This is a genomic window from Nakamurella antarctica (assembly GCF_003860405.1).
GTDB lineage: Bacteria > Actinomycetota > Actinomycetes > Mycobacteriales > Nakamurellaceae > Nakamurella > Nakamurella antarctica.
In genome coordinates this window covers 1,327,487-1,351,900 of record NZ_CP034170.1, presented here as the reverse complement: position 1 = coordinate 1,351,900, position 24,414 = coordinate 1,327,487, and the positions used below count along the sequence as shown (strand labels likewise).

23 protein-coding genes are annotated in these 24,414 nt (G+C 61.5%); 7 read left to right on the top strand and 16 right to left on the bottom strand.

Annotated elements, in window-relative coordinates; translation table 11 throughout:
- The first annotated feature begins 45 nt into the window (after positions 1-45).
- Both def and EH165_RS05950 read left to right on the top strand, forming a co-directional pair.
- Positions 46-669 (top strand): peptide deformylase, encoded by a 624-nt coding sequence (gene def / locus EH165_RS05955; RefSeq protein WP_422392118.1) that lies wholly within the window; start codon positions 46-48, stop codon positions 667-669.
- Positions 669-1,580 (top strand): LLM class flavin-dependent oxidoreductase, encoded by a 912-nt coding sequence (locus tag EH165_RS05950; protein WP_124798474.1) that lies wholly within the window; start codon positions 669-671, stop codon positions 1,578-1,580. The genes def and EH165_RS05950 overlap by 1 nt, the downstream gene beginning before the upstream one ends.
- Positions 1,581-1,587: 7 nt before the next feature.
- Here the strand turns inward: EH165_RS05950 and EH165_RS05945 are convergent, their stop codons facing one another.
- On the bottom strand, positions 1,588-2,193 hold the full coding sequence (locus tag EH165_RS05945; RefSeq protein ID WP_124798472.1) for a hypothetical protein: 606 nt from the start codon (positions 2,191-2,193) through the stop codon (positions 1,588-1,590).
- A 72-nt stretch (positions 2,194-2,265) separates the two neighbouring features.
- Between EH165_RS05945 and EH165_RS05940 the strand changes: the two genes are divergently transcribed.
- A complete protein-coding gene (locus EH165_RS05940; RefSeq protein WP_124798470.1) occupies positions 2,266-2,970 on the top strand; it encodes an HAD family hydrolase in 705 nt (234 codons plus the stop codon).
- Here EH165_RS05940 and EH165_RS05935 read toward each other — a convergent pair.
- The 8 genes from EH165_RS05935 to EH165_RS05900 form a co-directional block, all read right to left on the bottom strand.
- Positions 2,967-3,656, bottom strand: a complete 690-nt coding sequence (locus tag EH165_RS05935; RefSeq protein WP_124798468.1) for a prepilin peptidase — start codon at positions 3,654-3,656, stop codon at positions 2,967-2,969. The genes EH165_RS05940 and EH165_RS05935 overlap by 4 nt on opposite strands.
- 8 nt (positions 3,657-3,664) lie before the next feature.
- Positions 3,665-4,552 (bottom strand): shikimate dehydrogenase, encoded by an 888-nt coding sequence (locus EH165_RS05930; RefSeq protein ID WP_124798466.1) that lies wholly within the window; start codon positions 4,550-4,552, stop codon positions 3,665-3,667.
- Positions 4,497-5,840: an endolytic transglycosylase MltG gene (gene mltG / locus EH165_RS05925; protein WP_164479133.1), complete on the bottom strand. Its 1,344-nt coding sequence runs from the start codon at positions 5,838-5,840 to the stop codon at positions 4,497-4,499. Before mltG ends, EH165_RS05930 begins: the two co-directional genes overlap by 56 nt.
- Positions 5,837-6,307: a Holliday junction resolvase RuvX gene (gene ruvX, locus EH165_RS05920; protein WP_124800337.1), complete on the bottom strand. Its 471-nt coding sequence runs from the start codon at positions 6,305-6,307 to the stop codon at positions 5,837-5,839. Before ruvX ends, mltG begins: the two co-directional genes overlap by 4 nt.
- 50 nt (positions 6,308-6,357) lie before the next feature.
- Entirely contained in the window at positions 6,358-9,030 is a 2,673-nt protein-coding gene (gene alaS / locus EH165_RS05915; RefSeq protein ID WP_124798462.1) for an alanine--tRNA ligase, read from the bottom strand.
- A gap of 62 nt (positions 9,031-9,092) precedes the next feature.
- Complete coding sequence (locus tag EH165_RS05910) at positions 9,093-9,419, bottom strand: hypothetical protein (protein ID WP_124798460.1); 327 nt, start codon at positions 9,417-9,419, stop codon at positions 9,093-9,095.
- Positions 9,416-9,814, bottom strand: coding sequence for a DUF948 domain-containing protein (locus tag EH165_RS05905; protein WP_124798459.1), 399 nt, complete (start codon positions 9,812-9,814; stop codon positions 9,416-9,418). The genes EH165_RS05910 and EH165_RS05905 overlap by 4 nt, the downstream gene beginning before the upstream one ends.
- Before the next feature lie 100 nt (positions 9,815-9,914).
- Complete coding sequence (locus EH165_RS05900; protein WP_124798457.1) at positions 9,915-10,475, bottom strand: GNAT family N-acetyltransferase; 561 nt, start codon at positions 10,473-10,475, stop codon at positions 9,915-9,917.
- A gap of 121 nt (positions 10,476-10,596) precedes the next feature.
- Between EH165_RS05900 and EH165_RS05895 the strand changes: the two genes are divergently transcribed.
- Positions 10,597-12,405: a glycoside hydrolase family 13 protein gene (locus tag EH165_RS05895; RefSeq protein ID WP_124798455.1), complete on the top strand. Its 1,809-nt coding sequence runs from the start codon at positions 10,597-10,599 to the stop codon at positions 12,403-12,405.
- A 186-nt stretch (positions 12,406-12,591) separates the two neighbouring features.
- Here EH165_RS05895 and EH165_RS05890 read toward each other — a convergent pair whose 3' ends face one another.
- From EH165_RS05890 to EH165_RS05875, 4 genes are all read right to left on the bottom strand, one after another.
- Positions 12,592-13,941 carry a replication-associated recombination protein A gene (locus tag EH165_RS05890; RefSeq protein WP_124800336.1) on the bottom strand — a complete coding sequence of 450 codons (1,350 nt, stop codon included), beginning with the start codon at positions 13,939-13,941 and terminating at the stop codon, positions 12,592-12,594.
- Between the two features lie 185 nt (positions 13,942-14,126).
- Positions 14,127-15,029 carry a hypothetical protein gene (locus tag EH165_RS05885; RefSeq protein ID WP_124798453.1) on the bottom strand — a complete coding sequence of 301 codons (903 nt, stop codon included), beginning with the start codon at positions 15,027-15,029 and terminating at the stop codon, positions 14,127-14,129.
- Positions 15,026-15,781 (bottom strand): hypothetical protein, encoded by a 756-nt coding sequence (locus tag EH165_RS05880; RefSeq protein WP_124798452.1) that lies wholly within the window; start codon positions 15,779-15,781, stop codon positions 15,026-15,028. Before EH165_RS05880 ends, EH165_RS05885 begins: the two co-directional genes overlap by 4 nt.
- Positions 15,782-16,232: 451 nt before the next feature.
- Positions 16,233-16,535 (bottom strand): hypothetical protein, encoded by a 303-nt coding sequence (locus EH165_RS05875; RefSeq protein ID WP_124798450.1) that lies wholly within the window; start codon positions 16,533-16,535, stop codon positions 16,233-16,235.
- A gap of 347 nt (positions 16,536-16,882) precedes the next feature.
- Between EH165_RS05875 and EH165_RS05870 the strand changes: the two genes are divergently transcribed.
- From EH165_RS05870 to EH165_RS05860, 3 genes are all read left to right on the top strand, one after another.
- Positions 16,883-17,845: a hypothetical protein gene (locus EH165_RS05870; RefSeq protein ID WP_124798448.1), complete on the top strand. Its 963-nt coding sequence runs from the start codon at positions 16,883-16,885 to the stop codon at positions 17,843-17,845.
- Between the two features lie 295 nt (positions 17,846-18,140).
- Positions 18,141-18,854 (top strand): hypothetical protein, encoded by a 714-nt coding sequence (locus EH165_RS05865; RefSeq protein ID WP_124798446.1) that lies wholly within the window; start codon positions 18,141-18,143, stop codon positions 18,852-18,854.
- Entirely contained in the window at positions 18,848-19,822 is a 975-nt protein-coding gene (locus tag EH165_RS05860) for a hypothetical protein (RefSeq protein ID WP_124798444.1), read from the top strand. Before EH165_RS05865 ends, EH165_RS05860 begins: the two co-directional genes overlap by 7 nt.
- Positions 19,823-19,919: 97 nt before the next feature.
- Here the strand turns inward: EH165_RS05860 and EH165_RS05855 are convergent, their stop codons facing one another.
- From EH165_RS05855 to aspS, 3 genes are all read right to left on the bottom strand, one after another.
- Positions 19,920-21,413, bottom strand: a complete 1,494-nt coding sequence (locus EH165_RS05855; protein WP_124798443.1) for an aldehyde dehydrogenase family protein — start codon at positions 21,411-21,413, stop codon at positions 19,920-19,922.
- 147 nt (positions 21,414-21,560) lie between these two features.
- Positions 21,561-22,454, bottom strand: coding sequence for a 3-hydroxyisobutyrate dehydrogenase (gene mmsB / locus EH165_RS05850; RefSeq protein WP_124798441.1), 894 nt, complete (start codon positions 22,452-22,454; stop codon positions 21,561-21,563).
- Between the two features lie 117 nt (positions 22,455-22,571).
- Positions 22,572-24,362, bottom strand: coding sequence for an aspartate--tRNA ligase (aspS, locus tag EH165_RS05845; protein WP_124798439.1), 1,791 nt, complete (start codon positions 24,360-24,362; stop codon positions 22,572-22,574).
- Between the last annotated feature and the right edge of the window lie 52 nt (positions 24,363-24,414).

Here is a 24,414-nt window from a genome sequence, read left to right as displayed (position 1 = left end):
CGATTCGCCGCCTGCGCCCGAGCTGTGCGGCTGCCCTAAACTTGGGTGGTGAATCTGACCCTGGCGCAGCATGTCGAAAGTATTCTGGCCCAGCCACGGCCACTGCCTATCCTCACCGCTGGCCATCCAGTGCTTCGGATCCCAGCGGCCCCTGTGGACGGGCAGCTCGACGACGAGGTGCTCGCCGACCTCATCGAGGCCATGCGCGAAACGATGCACGCAGCTCCCGGCGTCGGGCTTGCGGCGCCGCAAGTCGGCGTCGGGCTGCAGCTTGCCGTGCTGGAAGATAGCGCCCAGGTGTCGGCGGAGGTAGCAGATGCTCGCAACCGCCAGCCGCTTCCGTTTCGGGTCATCATCAATCCGGTTTACGAAGTGACCTCTGCAGAGCCGGCGGTGTTTTACGAGGGATGCCTGTCCGTGCCGGGCTATCAGGCTGTGGTGGCGCGCGGCGCGGCGGTGCGGTTGCAATGTCGAGACGAGAATGGAGCTGCGGTCGACGAAGAGGTCGCTGGCTGGGCAGCGCGCATTGTCCAACACGAAACAGACCACCTACGCGGCGTTCTGTACCTCGACCGAGCAGTGATGAGGTCCCTCAGCGACAACGAACACTACGTAAAATACTGGGCGCGCCCCGGCATTGAGGCCGCCCGCGACATGTTGGGATTCTGATGACGACATCCGAAGCGGGAATCCGAGCTGGAGTGGTCATCCTGCCGCAGTTCGGCCACCGGGAAACTGCCACACGATGGAAAGCAGTGCAGGAGATGGGCTTTGCCCACGGCTGGACCTACGACCACCTCGCGTGGCGTAGCTTGGCCGACGAACCGTGGCACGCCACCATCCCTACTTTGGCGGTGGCTGCTCTGGCGACCACGACGATGAAAATAGGGACGTGGGTGACTTCGCCCAACTACCGACACCCGGTAACGCTGGCCAAAGATCTGATGACCCTGGACGACATCTCCGACGGCCGCATGATCGCCGGAATCGGCGCTGGCGGTGAGGGCTGGGACAGCGCGGTGCTCGGCCAGGACGACATCACTCCCCGAGAGCGGGCCGATCGGCTTGTCGAGTTCGTCACGCTCCTCGACCTGCTCCTGCGCCAGAGCGAGACCTCCTTCAGCGGCAACTATTTCGATGCCGTGCGGGCGCGGATGATTCCCGGCTGCATCCAACAACCCCGGCTTCCACTGGTCATTGCCGCAAACGGCAAGCGCACCATGCGCCTCGCAGCAAGCTTCGGCGCGTGGGCGACAACCGGCGCCCCACTGCAGAAGTGGGAGGACCGCGAAACTCTGACCATGGACCAATGGTGGGCAGGGGTGGCGCGACTCGTCGACGGTTATAACGCGGCGGAACCTCCCGAAGCTAGCCTCCGATATCTCAGTCTTGATGGGGCGCCGGTGTTTTCGCTCGCCAGCATCGATGCTTTCACCGATGCTTGCGGCAGAGCAGCGGCATTGGGATTTACCGATGTGGTGACGCACTGGCCGCGCCCCGAAGGCGAATACGCGGGTGATCCAGCAGTATTGGAGCATGCTGCGAGCCTGTTGGGCGACGGCGGCATCGTAGGTTTCTAAACAGCATTCAGCGCGGAGAAATCCCGCGTGCGCGGCGAAAGTGTGGGGCTGCCGGGGCTTTCGCCACCCCAGCGAGCAGCCCTGCCCCCACGGCGATCATTTCCACACCGCCGGCAAACACCAGCCACGGTCCGACGCCCGCACGTGATTCCCCGCTGTCAAGAATGTTCACCAGATTCCCAGGGTTGAGCCCCCGGTATAGCCCCCAGCCAGCGACGCAGAGGCCGCAGGCCACCAGGGTGGCGGCGCCAATCTTCGACGGGCCCCAGCCGAGCCGGATCGCCGCGATGGCGGCGAGACCGGCAAAAATCACAGGCAACACCGCTTGCCGGTAAGAACCGCTCACGTCCGCCAGCAGGTCGTTGATGTTGGAGCCGGCCAAGTCACTGGTGCCACCAATCAGACCCCAACCGGATACCGTCAGACCAGCCAGGTCGCCGGCGTCCACCCTGAGCCAGGTCACAAACCCACCCACCACCACGAGCCCAACACCGACGACCACCGAGGCGGCCAGCGCAATGCGTAGGGTGATGTGAGGGCGTATCGGAGCTGGCAAGGTGGCGTCTTTCTTCGCTGAAACTGTCGTTGCGGCGGGAGGGAGATACCTCGCCACACCGAATTGCTACGACGACCGTACCGGGCTTTGAATTTCAGGACCGGCGAATACAGGGGCGAGGGTATTTTTATGACGATGTTGGGGCTGCTGCTGGATTTTGACGGAACCCTCTATACCGGCGATTTGCCCATCCAAGCCTATGCCCGTCGGGTGGCGGGTGCTCTCGAACCCGATGCGGGTCAACGGGTTATTGCGGGCATGCGGGCCTTCCTTGAGGGAGCGGGCGAAATACCGCCGGTGATTGCGGAGGCAGATGACGGCTACAGCGCTGTGCATCTGTTGGCTAGGGACGCCGGGCTGGACGAAACGATCCGCCAGGATGCCTACCAACTGAGCCGACATGATTTGGCGCGCAGCGCTTTTGCTCTCGAACCGGTCGCCGGGATGGCGGAGTTCCTTGCCGAGATCAAACCCCGTTCACGGATCGTGGTGCTCACGAATGCACCCGCGGCTGGCGTCCACGAAGTGCTTGAAGCTATCGGACTTCGCGCCTTGGTGGACGAAGTTCTGGTGAGCGCGAACAAGCCAGCGGCGATGCCCGGGCTGATTGCCAAAATGCTGATGCAACTGGGACCGAATGCGCGCCCCGATCAGCTGCTGGCAGTCGGCGACAGGTGGGAGGCTGACTTGTCCGATACCCACCACGCGGGCGGTGCGACGGCCTACATCGATCGCTATCAGCGCGGTGACGGAACTCCCACCTGGCGAGCGCAATCGCTGGCGGAACTGCTCCCAGAGCTGTGCGCTTGGGCGGATTTTGTCCCATCCCCCTAACTCAACAGCGTCTGGATCCAGCTCGGGGCCACCATCGCTACGAGAGTGCCGAGAAGCAAAAATGGCCCGAACGGCAATGCGGATTTAGCCGTCATCCGGCCGGCAGCCATCCCCGCCAGCCCCACCACTGCGCCTAGCAAAAACGCGAGCATAATCGCGAAAATTACAGCCAACCAGGACTGATATCCGAGTAGCAGGCCGAGGGTGAAGGCAAGCTTGGCATCGCCTCGCCCCATAGCCACGGGCAAGCCGTACGCCAGCGCACAAAAGGCACCACCCACTACCGCGCTAGCGATACCGGCGCGTGCCAGATCACCAGCCCCCGGGGTCACGAGGGTGGTAGCCACGAGAATCACCGCGGTGATCGGAAATGCGGACAGCGTGATGGCATCCGGCAGGCGGTGATGGGTGAGATCGACTGCGGACAGGGCAACGGCGAGCAAACCCGCCCACAGTGTCACTGGCAACAACGCTGATGGGCCCAGGATCAGCGCCGCGCCTCCGCAGACCAGCGCGCACGCTGCTTCGATGGGCCCGGCAGTGAACACTGCCCCCCGCCGCAGTCGGCGCAGTAGCTCGCGAATGCCGACCCCTGCGGGTATCGCCGCCGCAGCCACGATGCCCGCCACTAGCCAGTTCTCCCCCATCACGACGCCAGCGTGCCACCCGGGGCCAATCAGCGGCAAGTGGACCCCTAGATCGGAAGCGGAATGTGCACTCCGGCCGCGCTCTTAAGCGCCTCGCGCATCTGCTGGCGGGGGGCTGCCTGTCCCGTCATCAATCGAAACTGGGCAAAAGCCTGATGCAACAACATGTCCAGACCAGTGACCGTGATCCTGTCCGAGACTCCGGCAGCGGCCAACGGGGTGGGCCACGGATGATAAATAGCATCGAACAGCGCGGGAACCGCGGCGAGGTCGGCAGCAAACTGGTCTGCAGCACCCGCGGGAACAGTGGACATCACCACGTCCAGCCCCTGCGCATGCGCGCCCACCCCCTCCCACGGCACGTGTTCAGCGTTCATTCCCAGGGATGCGGCCAAAGCCAGTGCCTGTTGGGTGCTTTCGACCCGGCGGCCGGCCACCAGGAGTTCAGCTACTCCGAGCTCGTGCAGTCCGGCGACCGCTGCTAGGGCAGTCCCACCGCCACCGATCAGCAGTACGCGATGCGGCGCCGTCACGCCAGCGGCCCGCAATGCGCCGACAACGCCGTCCACATCGGTGTTCTCGGCCAGCCATCCGTGGTCCGTGCGGACCAGGGTGTTCGCCACCCCCAGCAGCTGCACGCGCGCGCTTTTCTGGTCCGCCATCTGCGCCGCGGCCGCCTTACCCGGCATCGTCACACTGACCCCGGCCCATTCCGCGCCCCAGCCTTGCACCAACGCCGGGAGAGCCGCGGCGTCGCACTCGATGGCGTCATACCGCCAATTCAGGCCAAGAGCGGCGTAGCCGGCTCGGTGCATCACAGGGGAGAGTGAATGCGCAATGGGCAACCCCAGAACTCCGGCCCGTCGAGCAGATAGCGGGTCAGCCGTCGAAAACACCAGCAGCCCTGGCTTTTTTGATGCACTCGTTCTGTTCATCAAGCGTCACGCTGAAGCAAGAATTGCCCTGGAGGTCGACTGCGACGAAGAACAGCCAGCTACCCGCAGCGGGCGAGAGCGTCGCCGCGATAGCGTCCGGCCCCGGCGCGCTAATGGGGGTCGGGGGTAAACCGTCGATCGCGTAGGTGCTGTACAGGTTCGTGGGGTCCAGACGGGAGCCGCTGGTGGTGCTGATTTTTGCTCGACTCAGCCAGTAGTTCACGGTGGAGTCCATCTGGAGCTTCATCGGGGGCGTCTGCGACAGCCTGTTATCGATGACGCTCGCAACCTTGGGCATCTGAGAAGCTTTCGCCTCCTTTTCTACAATGGAGGCAATGATGGCCATTTCGTAGGTGGTGTGGCCCTGCTGGACAGCTTTCGCCTTGATATTCGTAGTCGACCACTCCACAGCTGATTCTGTAATGACGGACCGCAGCACTGCCAGCGCGTCGGTACCCGGTGGAACGTTGTAAGTACCGGGCAAGATCATGCCCTCCAAACGCCTTTTCTGATCCGGGGCCGCGGTCACATCCGCCACAGCCCAATCGACCAAACCTAAACCTTTGGGCCCCAGATCAGCAGTTTTGGCCACCTCCCACAATTGGTCGGCGGTGAAACACTGGGAATCGCCGTTGAGCGGCACGCACGCGGCCTTGGTGAGTTGGCTGATGTAACCAGGAATCACAGTTGCCGCTGCGCCGGTGGTCGTGTTGGCAGGTACCTCAAAGTCGGCCAGCGCCACACCCGGGGTCAAGTCAACCTGGCCCACGCGGCTGTCGGGATTCAGCAGAGCCGCAATGGTTTCGTCAACACCAGACTGCTGCTTCAGTTTGTAATAGCCACCCTGGATCCGCGTCAGGTCGGTATTGCCATCGGCGGCGCTTACATAAGCGGCAGCCGATTTGATGACGCCAGCGTCCACGAGCGTCTTGGCGATGTCGCCAGCGCCGTCGCCTTGACGCACTCTGATGATCGTCTCGGTGGTGCCGCTACCGGCATAATTCGGCGCCACTTCAGTCTTGCTGGACAAGCTGCGCACGAGCAGCGCGGCGCCAGCGCCGATGAGTCCGAGAACCACTAATGCCACCAACGAAGCGCGCAGGCGACGTCGACGACGCTTCTTCGCCGCGTCCCGACCCTGCCGCTGCACGCGGCTGCGCTGGGCTCGATTGCCGGGCAGCACGTGACTGGCGGTCGGGTTCTCTTTTAATCTGCGGCGGAGCTCGTCGACGTCCACTTCCTCCGAGCCGTCATCTCGGGACCCGAAGATATTGAGATTGTCGTTCAAGGGGACACCCCACGCTCTCGCGCTGCCGTGTCCAAATAGGTCTGCAAGATCTGCACTGCGGCCACTTGGTCTACCACCGCACGTCGTGATCGAGATTTGACGCCGCTCTCGCGCAGCATCCTCTCGGCCGTCACCGACGTTAATCGCTCATCGACGTACCGCACCGGAATGGGAGCGATCCGCTTACCGAGTGCACTCCCGTAAGCCCGCGCCGCTTCTGCTGCTGGGCCTTCGCGCCCGGACAGCGATCGTGGCAGCCCCACCACTACCTCCACGACGCGGTGTTCGGCGATCAGCTCCACCAATAGGAGCTGGTCCTTGCCCGACTTGGCATCTCTTGCGAGCGTTTGCAAGGGGGTAGCCAGAATTGAGTGCGGGTCACTGATCGCAACCCCCACCCGAACGGTGCCGACGTCAACGCCAAGACGCACACCGACCGCAGCCGTGTTCGTTGCGGCCGAACTCACCGCGCGCGAGTGGTCGGTAGGGGCGTGCTGGGGTTCAGCAGGAGTGGACGTCACCCAGCCGCCCCGCTGATGGCCGAGCGGAGGGCTGCGCGGGCGTCGGTCACGCCCGCCGGATTGGTCCCGCCGCCCTGCGCCATTTCGGCCTTGCCACCGCCGCGACCCTGGATCGAGGGGAGGAACGACGTGACCAAGGCGCCGGCGTTTTTACCCGCGCTCACTGCGGCGGGGGTTAAGGCGACCACGAACGAGACCGCGTCATCGACGATGGCGAACAGTGCAACCACACCCACCCGGCTGCCGAGGCGGCTACGGATATCGGTTGCGAGTGTGCGCAAATCCGCAGCGCTGATGCCGGCTGGCAGCAGCTCCGAAATGACGGCGGTGTCACCTACCTGCTCCGCTCCGTCAATGAGTCCTTGGGCGGAGGAAAGCACCGCGGCCGACTTCAAGCCCGCGAGTTCCTTCTCCGCCAAGCGCAGACGTTCGACGAGGCCGGAAACGCGGCCAGGCAGTTCCTTGGAGGGGACCTTCAGCATCCCTGAGAGGTTTTCCACCAGCGCCCGCTCGGTAGCCAGGTGCTGGAATGCTTCGTAGCCGACGTAGGACTCGATGCGCCGCACCCCCGACCCGACGCTGGATTCGCCGAGCAGGACGAGTGTGCCGATTTGCGACGAATGCTGCACGTGGGTGCCACCGCACAGTTCGAGCGACCACGGACCGCCGATCTCCACCACCCGCACCTCGTCGCCGTACACCTCCCCGAAGAGTGCCACCGCCCCGCGAGCCTTGGCCTGAGCCACGGTGGACAGGCTTGTCGAGACCGCCAGGTCAGAACGGATCGCTCTGTTGGCCACTTCCTCGATCTCGGAGGCTGCGCCCGCAGAAAGCGACCCCGACCACGAGAAGTCCAGACGCAGATAACCGGGCTTGTTGTAGGAGCCAGCCTGCAAAGCGTCCGGACCAAGCAACTCGCGCAGAGCGGCGTTGACTAAATGGGTACCGGTATGGGCCTGGTTGGACCTGGCCCTTGCCGCGGGGTCGACCTGGGTCAGGACAGCGTCGCCTTCTGCTAACTCGCCCTCGGTAATGCGCACCTGGTGTACCCAGAGTTTCCGGGAGATCTTCTGCACATCAAGCACTTCCGCTGACATGCCGGCTCCCAGGATTGACCCCGAGTCCGAATCCTGCCCGCCGGCTTCGGCGTACAGGCTGGTGCGGTCCAGAACCACTTCTACGATGTCGCCGACGCGCGCCACGGGGATGCGCTGACCCTGGCTAATGACGCCGCGCACGGCCGCTTCAGAGTTGAGCTCGTCATAGCCGGTGAACTCCGTTGCTCCCGCCTCGAGCAGTTCGCGGTAGACGGATTGGTCGGCGAAACCGCCCTTGCGTGCCTTGGCATCGGCGCGGGCCCGCTGCTTTTGCTCGTCCATCAGGCGGATGAAGCCGGCCGTATCCACGGTAAGTCCTGATTCCTCGGCCATCTCAAGTGTGAGGTCGATCGGGAATCCATAGGTGTCGTGCAGCGCAAACGCCGTGTCGCCGGGCACTACCGTGCTGCCCGAATCTCTAGTGTCTGACGCCGCCGTGCCGAACAGCTTCGACCCAGTCTCCAACGTCTTGAGGAAGGCCACCTCTTCGGCGACGGCGACCCGTTCGATCCTGGCAAAATCCGAGGTCAGCTCCGGGTAGAGCGGCGTCATAAGGTCTCGCACTTGAGCGACGAGGGCGGGCATCACGGGCTCGGTCACGCCCAGCAGTCGTGCCGAGCGGATTGTGCGTCGGAGCAGCCGACGAAGCACGTACCCGCGCCCCTCGTTACCCGGGCCAACGCCGTCGGCGATGAGCAGTGTGCCGGAGCGAATGTGGTCGGCAATTACGCGAAAGCGAACATCGTCGGTCTTGCCGCCCTCAGCGCCATAGACCTTGCCGGACAATGCTTCCGCGGTGCTGATAAGCGGGCGAAGTAGGTCGGTTTCGTAGACGTTCTCGACTTCTTGCAGCAGGAACGCGAGCCGCTCCACGCCCAACCCGGTATCGATGTTTTGCTGCGGTAGCGGCCCCAGGATCGGGAACGCCCCCTTGTCGCCGCCCTCGCCACGAATATCCTGCATAAAAACGAGGTTCCACACCTCGAGGTAGCGATTCTCGTCAGCAACCGGGCCGCCTTCTTTACCGAAAGCGGGGCCGCGGTCGTAATAGATCTCTGAACACGGACCGCAAGGCCCGGGGACGCCCATGGACCAGAAGTTGTCCGCCATCCCCATCTTCTGGATGCGCTCCAGTGGCAGCCCGGCAATCCGGTGCCACAGTTCGATGGCTTCGTCATCTGTCTCATAGACAGTCACCCAGAGACGATCCTTGTCCAGCGCAAAACCACCGTCCTCGATCGACGATGTGAGCAGCGCCCACGCATGCGTGATGGCGCCCTCTTTGAAGTAGTCGCCGAACGAGAAATTACCCGCCATCTGGAAGAAGGTGTTGTGCCGCGTAGTGATACCGACATTGTCGATATCCGATGTCCGAACACACTTTTGGACGCTCGTGGCGCGCGTGTAAGGCGGTGTCTGTTGTCCCAAGAAGTAAGGCTTGAACGGGGCCATGCCGGCGATCGTGAACAAGACGGTCGGGTCTTGGCTAATGAGCGAAGCTGACGGCACCACCGTGTGCCCGGTGCGAGCAAAGTAATCCAAGAACCGCTGGCGGATTTCGACTGTCTTCATGAAATTCCTTGACGTGAGAGAACCTGAGAGGTGTTGGCGTGGGCGAGTATCGGACCCCCTCGCTACATGCGCCTGCGATCCGTGCTGGCCTGCCCGGCGGGGAGTGACCGTATGTCGGGTGCGGCAAGCTCTGGCGGCGACATCACCACAGCCCCGCTGAAATCATCGACGACGGCCACGAACTGCGCTTCTCGCTCGTGCATTCCGGCTCGGACGTCGGCCGCAAAGCCCCCCACGGCATTACCGAACTCCGCGATCGCGTCGGCGATTTCCCCCGCCACGGAGCGCGGCGTCAAAGCAGCCTGCAGTTGGTGTTTCGCACGCTGAGTGCGCCTGGTTGCTGCGACGCCGAGGGCGGCCCCCACTGCGATGTAGAAGGACCTTCTCATCTGTTGCGTCCCTTCGAACGGCTCCGCGCATTAGTCGCCGACTTTGCGGCTCCGCGAGCTGCCAAAGCTTTCCGCACTCCGTAGGTGAATGCTGCGGTCTTCACTACGGGCCCGCCCAGCGTGGCAGCAGCCACGCTAACAAGCCCGGACACGTTGGTCGTTACGGAGCGAGCAGCGCCCGTGACGCCGGCAATGTTGGACAGGTTCGTGTTGAGAAGTGCCAGCGTCGTATCCGCTTTCCGGATGACGGGGCTCGCATCGTGCTGGGTGGATTCCATCGTGGTGCGAGCAACGTCCAAGGTCCTGCCGAGTTTGCTCAGCGTGATGACGGCAAACAACACCAACACCAAGAATGCCGCTGCTGCTACGGCAAGAATGATCTCGGCCACAGTCATTTTTTTTTCATACCTCCGACAGACGAGCGGGAAATCCGCCCCGGCTTAGGTTACCCGGCTCTGCGCCACGCTTTGGTGTTCGGTGATGGCTTTCGCCAGGCTAGACCGGCACGTCCCAGGAAAACCGGACAATAGCTTCACCCATCTCATCGGTACCCGGACCGTCGCAGCGCATGCCTGCCGCCAGCATTACCCGCTGGGATGCCTCGTTTCCGTGGTCTGCAGACCCGATTACCAACTCGACTCCGGCCACAGCGTGGGGGTCAGCGTTGGCCTCGGTCGCGATTGCCAGCAGCATCCGGAGCGCGGCGGTTGCACTACCCCGGCCGCGTTCAGCAGGAACGATGCCGTAGCCAATCTCCACGACTCCCGAAGCGGGCGGGCTGTGGAAGCCAGCGCCCCCGATCACCACGCCGTTCCTGAGCACTTGGTAGTAGCCGAAGGGGTGCGCAGCGGAGGGGTCTTCGGTGGCACGGTCTTTGGTGGCACGGTCTTTGGTGGCACGGTCTTTGGTGGCACGGTCTACATACCCGCCGCATGCTCGTTGGTCGCCGTCCAGCGGATATTCGGGGTGCCAGCTTCCGTCCTGTGGCCGGCCACCCGCTAACAGCCACGTGGCCTCGGAAAGCGGCATAAGCCGCAGCATTACTGATTCGTCCATAATCTGCGATGGTGCCAGAAGCGGTCGAAGACTCCCCCGTACGATAAGCACCGGCAGTGAACTTGTATCAATGCGCCGTCCATGGGCTGTTCCGGCCCCCTGATGACAGGAGCCATCACCGATGACAGTCCCCACCGTTGACGTTGCAGAAGAGCCCAACGAAGATGCAACCATTGACCAGGCCGATGCGATCGAAGCGAGCGTGGACGTGCTGACACCGCTGGATCCGGCTGATGTCACCCCCGCCGAATGGGGCGATTGGCGGCGAGAAGCCGTGGTGTACCAGATTTATCCGCGCTCCTTTGCAGATTCCAACGGCGACGGTATTGGCGACCTTCCTGGAATTACCTCCCGTCTGGCGGCCATTGCTGATCTGGGCGTCGACGCAATTTGGCTCTCGCCGTTTTACACATCCCCCCAGGCCGATGCAGGCTACGACGTTGCAGACTTCCGAGCGGTCGACCCGATCTTTGGCGACCTCGAGGATTTTGATCGACTACTGGCCACGGCGCACGACCTGGGCCTGAAGGTCATCGTCGACCTAGTTCCTAATCACTCTTCCGACGACCATGTATGGTTCCAAGCCGCGCTGGCCGCACCCGCGGGTAGCCCAGAGCGGGACCTCTACCACTTCGTTGATGGCAGGGGGCCGAACGGCGACGAACCGCCCAACAATTGGAAGTCCGTATTCGGCGGCGGCGCATGGGAGCGCACCACCAATCCGGATGGCACGCCGGGCCAGTGGTATCTGCACTTCTTCGACGTTCGTCAGCCCGATTTCAACTGGAACAATCCGTTGGTACGCGAGGAGTTCCTCTCCGTCCTGAGATTCTGGCTCGACCGCGGTGTCGACGGATTCCGGGTGGACGTGGCCAACTCTTTGATGAAGGCTCCAGGGCTACCCGACTCGGTACCCGGCGAGTTGGGGGTGCTCAGTGGGCTTCAGCCAGACACTGCACCGGATGCGATCCCGCACACCCTGGTCACCGAAGCGCGATCGCCCATGTGGGACCAAGACGAGGTGCACCCGATCTATCGCGAATGGCGCGCCTTACTCAACACCTACCAGCCGGCACGAATTCTGGTCGCAGAAGCATGGGTTCAGCCCGCAGAACGCCTCGCGATGTACGTTCGGCCAGACGAAATGCATCAGGCATTCAACTTCGATTACCTCGAAACACCCTGGAGTGGAACAGCGCTGCGTTCTGTCATCACCGCCACCACTGCAGCAAACGCGGCAGTCGGAGCACCCACCACGTGGGTACTTTCCAATCATGACGTTGTACGGCACCCTTCGCGATTCGGTCTCCCGAACCAAGGCAAACGTCCCAACGGCATCGGCGCTAACGACGTCCAACCGGACGCCGAGCTGGGCCTTGCTCGGGCACGCGCTGCAACCATGGTGATGCTTGCGCTGCCGGGCTCGGCCTATCTGTTCCAAGGAGAGGAGCTCGGCCTACCGGAGCACACCTTTATGCCCGATGTGGTGCGCCAGGATCCCACATTTTTCCGCACCCACGGCGTGGAACTGGGGCGCGACGGCTGCCGGGTACCGCTGCCGTGGGAGTCTGCGGAGCCCGCTTACGGTTTCGGCCCTTCCGACCAGACCTGGTTGCCCCAGCCTGAATCTTTCGCGATGTTGGCCAGAGACCGACAGGTTGGCGACCCCGGGTCCACCCTGGAGCTCTACCGCAGCGCACTTCGGCTGCGCCGGGAATACGGGGTTGGCTCCGGTCAGCTGAGCTGGCTCAGCCCCAGTTCCGATGACGTCGTCGCTTTCCGCAATGGCCCCCTCACGGTGATGTGCAATATGGGCGCTGCCAGCGTCGAAATGCCACTGGGCACAGTGCTTCTCGCCTCCGGCGCCTTCACCGAGGCCGAACTGGATGCTCGAATGCTGCCGCCCAATGCGTCGGTCTGGCTGATCTGAGCTGGCGGTGGTTGATGTGGTTTCGCGTCGTGGGACTACGGAATCGGCAGAGGTTTCCGCAAGCCCGGCGTGCGGCGAGGTGTTCAGCGGCCTGAGCTGCGCAGGTGGGTGAAATATTCGGCCCACTCGCAGTTCAGGCACCGCGTGCGCGGGTGGGCCTACCCCGCGCGCGCTCCCCTGCGCTTTTTACCCTTCGCGTCCGCCCCTAATCAAACGCCGGAGCTTTCCAAGCCGCTCTGCGATCGCCCTCTCAGCGCCCCGGGCAGTGGGTTGATAGTAGTCCCTACCTATCAGGTCGTCTGGTGAATACTGTTGCTGCGCAATGCCTTCGGCAAGCGAGTGTGGATACACATAGGTTTTGGCATTGCCCAGTTTCTTGGCCCCGGGGTAGTGGCCGTCGCGCAGATGAGGTGGGACCGATCCTGTCTTTCCGGCACGCACATCCGCCATAGCGTCATCGATGGCAACGATCACCGCGTTCGATTTCGGCGCCGTTGCTAGATGAATCGTGGCCTGCGCCAGCGCAATTCGCGCTTCCGGCATCCCGACCAACTGTACGATCTGGGCGGCTGCGACAGCGGCGAGCAACGCCGTCGGGTCTGCCAGCCCAATATCTTCGGAGGCGTGAATCATCAGCCGCCGTGAAATAAATCGGGGATCCTCACCCGCCTCCAACATTCTGGCCAAGTAGTGCAAAGCTGCGTCGACGTCGGATCCGCGAATCGATTTAATGAAGGCGCTTGTGACGTCGTAGTGCTGATCACCGGATTTGTCGTAGCGCACCGCGGCCCTGTTCACGGCGCGCTCCACGGCAGCGAGATCGACTACCGCCTGAAGCGAATCAACCTCTGTCGCAGGTATTTTCGGGCTTGATTTTGCGGAAACATCACTCGGTACGACCGCTATAAATGCTTCGGCGGAGTCATCGAGGACGGAGTCTGCGGCAGCCTCCAGTGCGGTGAGGGAGCGTCGGGCATCTCCACCTGCCAGTGACACCAAGTGTGCGAGCGCATCGTCTGTCACACGAACTCGACCACCAAATCCGCGGGGATCTATGATCGCCCGTTGCAATAATTCGGTGATGTCGTTATCTCCCAGCGGCTGTAATTGAAGTATTAGCGATCGTGACAGCAACGGCGAAACCACTGAGAAGAAGGGATTTTCGGTGGTCGCGGCAATCAGGATGACGGTGCGGTCCTCGACCGCGCCGAGCAGCGAATCTTGCTGGGTCTTGGAAAAGCGATGCACTTCGTCGATGAAAAGGACGGTCTGCTCACCGATGCGCCGAAGGCTCGCGGCGGCGTCTGTGATGACAGCACGGACCTCCTTCACGCCTGCCGAAACAGCGGAGAGTTGAGCGAATCTCCGGCCGGTTGCCCCGGCGACAAGAGTCGCGAGGGTCGTCTTCCCGGTACCCGGTGGTCCGTAAAGCAGCATCGATGACGGTGCACCGCCCTGCACCAGCCGGCGCAGCGGAGCGCCCGGGCCGAGGAGGTGTTGCTGGCCAAGAACTTCGTCGAGCGTCTGGGGCCGCATCCGAACTGCCAGCGGCGCGTTGGGATTGAACGCTTTCGGATCGAGCGGGCGGGGGTCGGGATGCTGATCGGCAGCACGGGTAGTGCCGGGGCTTGTGCCTGTGCCTGTGCCGAAAAGATCCAGTTCATCCACGCGTGTGACGCTACCTGTACCTGCCTGGACTTAGCGCCCGGTGCCCAGTGGTGTCAGCGAACAGCGATTGGTGGGGGAACGAGTTCCACATTCCACTGACCCACATAGGTGCTCGCCGTGTTCTGCGTCGTCAACGTCGTGCTCCCCGAAAGCCCCGTGTTCGACTCCCATCGGACATCCCAGGCGGCAGTGACGGTCACTGGCCATGCCCGTTGACCGTTTGTCCGCTCAGCAGTTGAACGCCACGCATAGGTGTAGCCACAGGGCGCCGACGACAGTTCATTCACTGAAAGCGGGGGTGCCACACCCGGCCCAGCACACACCACCGGATCCGCCTTAACACTCGGCACCGCAGGGTCAACCGGCTCCCCCATATCCCATGAAGTAGTCGAGACAGACGCCGTAGCAGTAACTGTTATCCCGCCCGCACTTACCGAAACGGTGCGCTGCTGCGCGTTATCCATCCATAACCACGTCGTGTACTTCACCGCGATTTTCGCTGGATCGGGACCAAAGTTCAATCGCGGCGACGGCAACTTCAACTGCCCAAACGCCTGCTCAGCCAACTGCTCCGCAGTCACGGTCGGCACTACCGGTACAGCAGCACACGGATCCGCAGCCGTACCTACTAAATCCGGGAAACCACCGTCATAGGTGCAATCAAACGCGATCTGCGCTGCCGCGCAAGCTTCAGACTGGGTCCCGCCGGCAGCATTGACCACGCACGCCAAGTGAAGATTGTCGATGATCCCCCCAAGAGAGTTTGCTTCTTCGGGACTCTGGGCCGCGGTCGCCGCGTCTGGAGTGGCAACTTTGCCAGCCGTCTTGCCCACGGATACGTTGTAGGTGCCCTCTTTGCCAGACCCAGTGCTGGTGATAATTTCGTCGGCTGCGGCGGTAAGTGTGAATAACAAAGTCGTCAATAAAATCACCACGAGCCCCACCAGAGTTCTCATGAAACTTGGCATGGGAGATCCGGCCGGTAGCTAATCTCATAGAGCCGCCAAACGCCGTCCAACCGAGCGAATGCACCCACAGTATTGCTGGCGGCTACACCGACCGAGCGTTTTTCTCCGCTGGACGCGTACAGCGAACCAAATTGACTTGCGTCCCGACAGTCACTGATTTGGGCAGTCGCAAAGCCAGCGACCGGATATTCCCAATAGGGGTGCAGCTCAACGGTCCCGTAACTGTCGAGACCTCTCGCGTCAAAATCGGTCGCCTCAGCCAAGATGGCAGTCAGCGCGGGGTCCATTACGAGCATGCCCAGCAGCGCCGCGCGATCAAGAGGTTCGACCCTATTAATCCGCGCATACAAGACCCAGAACTCGCGCCAGACGCGCTCGATCTCTGTCCGGTCGGCTAGCTCCTCGGCGCTCAGGCTCAGACTCGGATCAATCGCAGCACTGCCAGGAACTGGATCGACGCTTGTGGTCGAAGGTGTAACACTCTCGATGGCGATCGATGTCGTCTCCGAAGGCTCAGTCGCCGAAAGCTCGGGCCCTGCCGGCAGGGTCAGCACCACCGAGGTTGTTGATGCATCAGTGGTTGCCGCTGAAATAGAGGTCGTTTCGGTAGCGGGGAGCTCGGGCTCCACAGCGGAAGACTGGGCTGGCAAAGTTTCCACGTCACCAAGAACCTGCGCTGGATCAGCTGAGCAGCTTGTCAGCAGCACAGCGAGTATCGCTCCCCTTAAAATTTTGTTCATTCGCCCCCCAGACCTCCAACCTTGCCCCGCACCTACCGGCCAAGCAAACCACACCGTCATGGCCAGTGAAAGCCCTCACAAAACCTGTGTGGAAGAACGATAAGACAATAGGGGCGTCGTAGGACAAAGGCTCCGTAACGCCCAGATATTTGAAGGGGCTGCCCGGACATCCGAGCTCGCCATAGCCCGCTGCTCCCGACGTACGAATCTATTTCGCTTAGTTCACTGAATAATCCGCAGTATCAGCTCGGACAATTCCCACATCCCCGAACCTGAAGGAATGGTGTATTTCGGTCAAACTGCACATCTGACATTTGATGCAAATTGTTAACTGCCCACCCCGCAGGCGGCAAAACCTGCAATGATGTAACTGCTCGTAGGCAAAGGGGGAGACTTGCATGAGACGCATTTGGATGATCGCATTATTGGGGGCCCTCACGGCCTGCACTGCTCAGTCGTCAGACACCAAACCCATTTCGATTACCTCATCGCTCGCAACCACGGCACCGATCACGTCAGCCACAACCACGTCAACGGCAACTCCGGTAGTCACATCGGCTCCCACCCAAGCAACGGCTATCACTACGGCCCCTACCGCTGATAACAGCCCGCGCTCTGAAACAACCGCCAACAGCCCTGAATCGATCGAACCATCCCCAGCAGCCCACTCCCCGCAAACCTCACACCCGAGCAAGCCCTCGACGCCCAAGCAGCAATAGACGCCTACGTGGGCTTCTTCCAGACTGTTGATCAAGGATTTGCAGATCCCGGAAGAGACTGGACCTCGCAGGTAGCTCAGTATGCAACCGGGCCGGCCAAACAGGGACTGCTCACTGCCCTAGAACAAACAGCACTCAGGGGTCAGTACAGGTCTGGATTTACCCAGGTTTTTCCTGTCGTTGATTCAGCCGAGCCAGCCCTAGTAAAAATGACGGTGTGTGTGGACTCCTCCGAAAGTGATATTTTCAACGCCAATGGGAAATCGATTAAATCACCGAATGTTGCAGGTACCTATTGGAGAAATATCTCTCAAGTCCAGGTTGCTCAATACGACACAGGACAATGGCTAGTGACGTTGATTCAAGAAGATTACTCAAATTCATGTTGAATATCAGAAGGTTCTTGGCAATAGCTGCGATATCGATGCCTTGGCTTCCGACTGTTGCTATCGCCGACGAAGCTCCGCTTCCTTTGACCGGTTCAGGTTGCACGTATGGGGGCTGCGGCGTTAATGCGTACGACCCGGGCAGCAACGCCGGCCCGGCAGGTTCCGTCGACGGTAAACCGGCGGTAGCCAGGGACGTGACCGCTGGCGCCGTGATCATTGATCCGGCACCCCAGTGTGTAGAAACTGCCTTGAATCCGCAGCCCTCTGCAACCAACCCTTGGTGGTCCGGCCATACCCCTGGAGATGGCCAGCTCATGATGTGGAATTGCAACGGGGTACTGATGTCCAGCATCACCCCCTACTTTCGCCCCAACGCAGATCCCGCCGCCCCCGCCGCTCCCCCACCGGTAGATCCAGCCGTCCTAGCGCAACAGGCCTACCAAGCACTAAAAATCCCGAACCCACAAATCAACTTCGGGCCCAACGCCAACCAGGTAGCGGTCAACTACTGGGTCTACCTGTGGGCCGGCGACACGGCCCCACTCACCGCCAGCGCGACCGCCGGCACGGTCACCGTCACAGCAACCGCCACATTGTCAAAAGTCGTCTGGACAATGGGCGAACCCGTCTCAGCCACCCACTTCACAGAACCAGCACCACCCATCACCTGCGCAGGAGGCGGAATCAACCCCGGACCCGACGTAGACATCGCCGCCAAAAATCCGATACCCGGAGCATGCGCCTACAAATACCGCACCAAATCCACCCCAGAACGAACCAACGATGCCCGCACATGGCCAGTCACCGCCGCCGCATCTTGGACCATCACCTGGACCGCAAACACAGGCGAGTCCGGCGAAATTGATGCCCCAACACGCGTATCAAACACCAACCTCTACGTCGGAGAATGGCGAACAGTCCTAATACCAAACACCCCAGCAATACCCGGCCAATAAAAACAAGCAGGCCCTAGCGCCCAGTGCCCAGGATGTCAGCGAATAGCGCTTTAGACTGCCGGACATCCGAACTCGCCATAGCCCGCTGCTCCCGACATACGAATCTATTTCGCCTAGTTCACTGAATAATCCGCAGTATCAGCCCAGACAAATCCCACATCCCCGAACCTGAAGGAAAGGTGTATTTCGGTCAAACTGCACATCTGACATTTGATGCAAATTGTTAACTGCCCACCCCGCAGGCGGCAAAACCTGCAATGATGTAACTGCTCGTAGGCAAAGGGGGAGACTTTCCATGAGACGCATTTGGATGATCGCATTATTGGGGGCCCTCACTGCCTGCACTGCTCAGTCGTCAGACACCAAACCCATTTCGCTTACCTCATCGCTCGCAACCACGGCACCGACGATCACGTCAGCCACAACCACGTCAACGGCAACTCCGGTAGTCACATCGGCTCCCACCCAAGCAACGGCTATCACTACGGCCCCTACCGCTGACAACAGCCCGCGCTCTGAAACAACCGCCAACAGCCCCGAATCGATCGAACCATCCCCCAACAGCCCACTCCCAGCAAACCTCACACCCGAGCAAGCCCTCGACGCCCAAGCAGCAATAGACGCCTACGTGGGCTACAACAGATTTGTCGACCAGGCATTTGCAACTCCTGGCGATGACTGGTCAGCTGAAGCTGCGAAATGGGCTGCAGACCCGGAGAAGTCGGATCTTCTCCGAAGCCTTGCGGGCACTGCCGCGCTCGGCCAGTACGGGGACGGGGCAATCGCTATCTATCCGAGAGTCACGCAGGTGCAGACAGGACTTGTTGATATGGCGGTCTGCGTGGACTCGACCTCAGCCGGGTTCTACGACAAAGACGGAGCGTCAATTAAGGCACCCGACGCCGCTGGCTCCTATTTTCGGCATCCTTCGAAGGTGCAAGTGGCCAAGTATGAACCTGGCGTCTGGCTAGTCACTAGCACCACGAGTGACTACACGACCTCATGCTGACTCGGACGGCGACGGTCGCTCTCATCGCAGCGCTCACGTTCTTGAGTACAGCTAAAAGTGCAATCGCGGACGTCCCTGTGGGATGTATTAAAGATAGATGCGGACTCAGTGCATTTGACCCTGGCACCTCCGGTGGCAGTCCCACGGTGGGCAAAGAGAACGTTGCAGTTGAGACTGCGGGGGTTCAGAACGGTGGCACTAAAACTGGAGAGGTGCCGACTCACGTCGAAGTGTCGCCAACCTGCGAAGAGGTACCACTGTCGCCTCAGCCGACTGCTGGAAGCCCCTGGTGGTCTGGTCAGAATGCGACTGAGGGCCTAGTGGTCAGATGGGTGTGTCCTGCCGGTCTGTGGGCTGAAGATTCAACGCCGCGCTTTCGCCCCAACGCAGATCCCGCCGCCCCCGCCGCTCCCCCACCGGTAGATCCAGCCGTCCTAGCTCAACAGGCCTACCAAGCACTAAAAATCCCGAACCCACAAATCAACTTCGGGCCCAACGCCAACCAGGTAGCGGTCAACTACTGGGTCTACCTGTGGGCCGGCGACACGGCCCCACTCACCGCCAGCGCGACCGCCGGCACGGTCACCGTCACAGCAACCGCCACATTGTCAAAAGTCGTCTGGACAATGGGCGAACCCGTCTCAGCCACCCACTTCACAGAACCAGCACCACCCATCACCTGCGCAGGAGGCGGAATCAACCCCGGACCCGACGTAGACATCGCCGCCAAAAATCCGATACCCGGAGCATGCGCCTACAAATACCGCACCAAATCCACCCCAGAACGAACCAACGATGCCCGCACATGGCCAGTCACCGCCGCCGCATCTTGGACCATCACCTGGACCGCAAACACCGGCGAGTCCGGCAACATCCAAGCCCCAACACGCGTATCAAACACCAACCTCTACGTCGGAGAATGGCGAACAGTCCTAATACCAAACACCCCAGCAATACCCGGCCAATAAAAACAAGCAGGCCGGGTCGCCTGCTCTCCAGATTAAAGCTAAAGGCGGCGTCTGGAATAGATATCCCAAACGCCGCCTCCGCCAAATTAGACCTCGGCTAGCCGATCTTCACGTTGATCTGCTTAATCTGTGTGAAAGACTCCATCGCACCTTCGAGAGAGAATTCCCGGCCAATTCCGCTGCTCTTATAGCCACCATAAGACTGGCCTATGTTCTGCCCGCCGCCTTGATTGACCTGGACCCAGCCGGACTCTATCCGGTTGGCCGTGTCGATCGCCTCGTCGAGCTTGTTCGACCACACGTACGCAGCAAGCCCGTAGGTCGAATCGTTAGCCATCCGGATCACTTCATCACGCGTCCTCCATGGGATGGCAACGAGCACCGGCCCGAAGATTTCCTCCTGCGCAATCCGCCATGAGTTGTCGACATTGGCGAAAATGGTGGGCGCTTGGTAGAAACCGTCAAGCCCGTCCGGCACTTTGCCTTCGCCGTCAAGCGCCACGCGCACACCGGACTGCGAGCGACCGTCTTCGATGTAGTTCTTGATCTGGTCAAACTGCTTTTGGTTGATGATGGCGCCCATATCGGTCGCCTCATCCAGCGGGTCGCCGACCTTGAGCAGCTTCACCTTCTCCACCAACCGGCCAACCACGTCGTCGAAAACGTCCTCGTGCACAAAGAGTCTGGACCCAGCGGTGCAGCTCTGGCCCTGGCGCGTAAACCGCATGGCCGTCAAAAGGCCGTCGACGGTGGCGTCGGTCGCAGCATCCGGGAACACGATGCTCGGGCTCTTGCCACCGAGTTCTAGCGAGACGTGCGCAAGCCGGGAACCAGCGGCCTCGGCGACGTGGTGTCCGACCCGGCTAGATCCGGTGAACGAAACCTTATCGACGCCTTTGTGCTGCACCAGCGCTTCGCCAACCTCCGTGCCAAACCCGGTGAGCACGTTGAGAACTCCGTCAGGCAGGAACTTGGAAGCGATCTCGGCCATCAGCAAAATCGTCAGAGGCGCGTCTTCGGCTGCTTTGAGAACGATAGTGTTTCCTGCCGCGAGCGCAGCGGGGACCTTCATTCCGGCAATCATCAACGGCGAGTTCCACGGCAGAATGCCTGCAACCACCCCGAGCGATTCGCGGCGCGTGTATTGGAGCTGATCACTCCCCGCTGGCAGCACCGTCCCCTTGAACTCACCGGCGATTCCGCCGAAATAACGGAAAAGATTGACCAACGTCTGCGACTCGGGGCGAGCTTGCGGACGCAGCGCATTGCCAGTATCCCAAGCCGTCAGCTGCGCTAGATCCTCAGCTGCCTTCTCCAACGCGTCAGCGATCTGTAGCAGCGCCTTTTGTCGTTCCTTGAAATGCAGGTCGCGCCAAGCCGGCCAAGCCTTGCGAGCGGCTGCGACAGCGCGGTCTGCATCCTCTTCGCGGGCGCGCGGAACCCGGGCCAGTTTCAGTCCACGGTGACCGGGGCTCACCACATCAATCCATTCCCCTGCAACCGCTTCCACCCATTGGCCACCAATCAACATGGGCCGGTCGGGGGCGGTGCCGTCAAAGGGCTTTGCCACGGTAACTCCAGATACAGACATGATTCTCGTCCTTTTAGGTCGTGAGGATTCAGTGCACCGCCAAGCGTCGCACTGCACTGCTTTGCAGGGTATCGGAGACAAGCTGCCGGGCGACAAGGTGCCCTGGCAGCGAAGACTCTGCAGCGGAAGTTCCCGCTTGCTGATCTGTCAGATCTGAATAGTGCCGTCGACCTGCCGCACGAGGATCGAACAATCCTTGTCCCCGTAGCCGGCCTCGATCAGCGCCGCCATCCGGCCATGTGCCGCGATAGCGAAATCCAGTGGCGTATGTGTGCTTTCGCCGGCCGCCAATGCCAGCGATAGGTCCTTGTGCATCAACACCGTGGCGAACCCACCCTCGAAATCCCTGTTGACGGCGGCAGTTTCAACCACTCCCGGCACCGGATACCACGTTCGCAAGGGCCAGGAATCGCCAGATGACGAGCTCGCCAGAGTGCGGAATGTCGCTGCGTCGAGCCCGAGCCTCTCGGCCAGCACGGCCCCTTCGCATGTTGCTGCAAGGGTGATCCCGAGCATCATGTTGTTGACGATCTTCGCGGCTTGTCCATTGCCAGCGCCGCCGGTATGGAAAACGCGACCGGCCATCACATCAAGGAACGGGCGCGCTTGCGCAAGGTCGTCATCAGCGCCGCCGATCATGAACGTCAACGTCCCTGCGACAGCCCCGAAGACGCCGCCAGAAACCGGCGCATCCAAAAATCTAAACCCGGCGGCAGATACCTGCTCGTGGAACTGGCGCGCGCTGTCAATGTCAATGGTCGAGCTATCAACAATCAGAGTTCCTGGCGCAACCGAAGCCAAGATTCCCTCCGGACCCTGAAGAACCGAGCGCACATGCTCACCTTTGGGAAGCATGGTGAAGACAATCTCCGCAGACAGCACCGCTTCAGCCACCGAGGCGGCAACCTCGATTCCCGCTGCTGCGGCGGCCTCGAGTGCCGCCGGGTTGAGGTCAAAACCCGTGACGTGATGACCTGCGCGCACCAGGTTGGCAGCCATCGGGCCGCCCATATTTCCCAAACCGATCCAGGCGATGGACATTTCGCAGGCTCCTTTGCCTCGTCGATTCCCACTGTGCCGGGCGCCATTACCCACAACTAGAAGGTCGGCCCCGGCACTGAACTCAGTGTGTTCCTTTTGGAGTGAGTTGACCAGCTCTCACTCAGCGACTGGTTGCGGCTCCGCGGGCTTGACGGGAGCAACGTAGTCAACTCCTGCCTCCTTGCGCTGCTGCGGTGTGATGGGGGCTGGGGCAGCCGTCAACGGGTCGTATCCGCCACCGGATTTCGGGAACGCAATGACGTCGCGAATGGATTCTGCACCCGCCATCAACATGACGATCCGGTCCCAACCAAAGGCAATTCCACCGTGTGGCGGGGCGCCGAATGCAAAGGCGTCAAGCAAGAATCCGAATTTCTCCTGCGAATCCTCTTCCGACAGCCCCATGACGGCAAAGACCCGCTCCTGCACGTCGCGGCGGTGGATGCGAATGGAGCCGCCGCCAATTTCGTTGCCGTTGCAGACGATGTCGTACGCGTAGGCCAGCGCCGCACCGGGATCGGTGTCGAAACTCTCCATGCTTTCGGGCTTGGGCGAGGTGAACGCGTGGTGGACTGCGGTCCACGCGCCGCTGCCCACTGCCACGTCGCCGTTTTCGCCCGCTGGCTCGAACAATGGTGCATCGACGACCCACACGAATGACCACGCGTTTTCGTCGATTAGACCGCCGCGTTTGCCGATTTCTAGCCGTGCAGCCCCGAGCAGTTCCTGGCTCTGTCTGCGGGTGCCGGCCGCAAAGAAAATCGCATCTCCCGGCTTCGCGCCCGTCGCGGCGGCCAGCCCTTCGCGTTCGGCGTCTGAGATGTTCTTGGCTACCGGGCCACCGAGCGTGCCGTCCTCGGCAATGGTGACGTAGGCGAGTCCGCGAGCGCCTCGCTGCTTTGCCCACTCCTGCCACGCATCGAAGCCGCGGCGCGGGGTTGCGGCGCCGCCTGTCTGGACAACTGCTCCCACGAAGGGGTTCTGAAAGACCCGAAACTCCGTATTCGCGAAATAGCTTGTCAGCTCTTGGATCTCGAGGTCGAAGCGCAGGTCGGGCTTGTCGCTGCCGTACCTGTTCATGGCGTCGTGGTAGGTGATTCTTGGGATGGGAATAGTGATCTCATGCCCAATCAACTTCCACAACGCCGAGATAATGCTCTCGCCGAGAGCAATCACGTCATCCTCGGTGACGAAAGACATCTCGATGTCGAGTTGAGTAAATTCTGGTTGCCGGTCCGCGCGGAAATCCTCGTCGCGGTAGCAGCGTGCAATCTGGTAGTACCGCTCCATGCCCGCCACCATCAGCAGTTGCTTGAACAGCTGCGGCGACTGCGGCAACGCGTACCAGGAACCCGGACGCAGTCGCGCCGGCACCACAAAATCGCGGGCACCCTCGGGGGTGGAGCGGGTCAGCGTGGGGGTCTCGATCTCGACAAAGTCCTGTTCGTCCAGTACCCGACGTGCTGCCTTGTTGACCTGCGACCGCAGTCGTAGCGCCGCGGCTGGTCCACTCCTGCGCAGGTCCAGGTAGCGGTATTTCAATCGAGTCTCTTCGCCGACCTCGACGTGATCGTCGATCTGGAACGGCAACGGTCCGGCCTCGTTGAGGACTTCAATCTCGTCGACAAGTACCTCAATGGCTCCCGTTGGGAGGTCTGCGTTCTCATTGCCTGCGGGCCTGATCGCGACTGCCCCGACAACCTTCACGCAGAACTCGTTGCGCAGCTTATGCGCCTGTTCGGCCATTTCACCTTCGCGGAAAACCACCTGCGCAGATCCCGACGCGTCGCGGAGATCAACGAATATGACGCCGCCATGATCCCGGCGCCGAGCCACCCAACCAGTCAGTGTGACGCTCTGCCCGTCATGTTCGGGACGGAGGGTTCCTGCGGCGTGGGTGCGGATCACGAAAGTCCTTAGGTGGTGAGTGTGCTCGACAAGCTCGATGGGCGTTATCGTA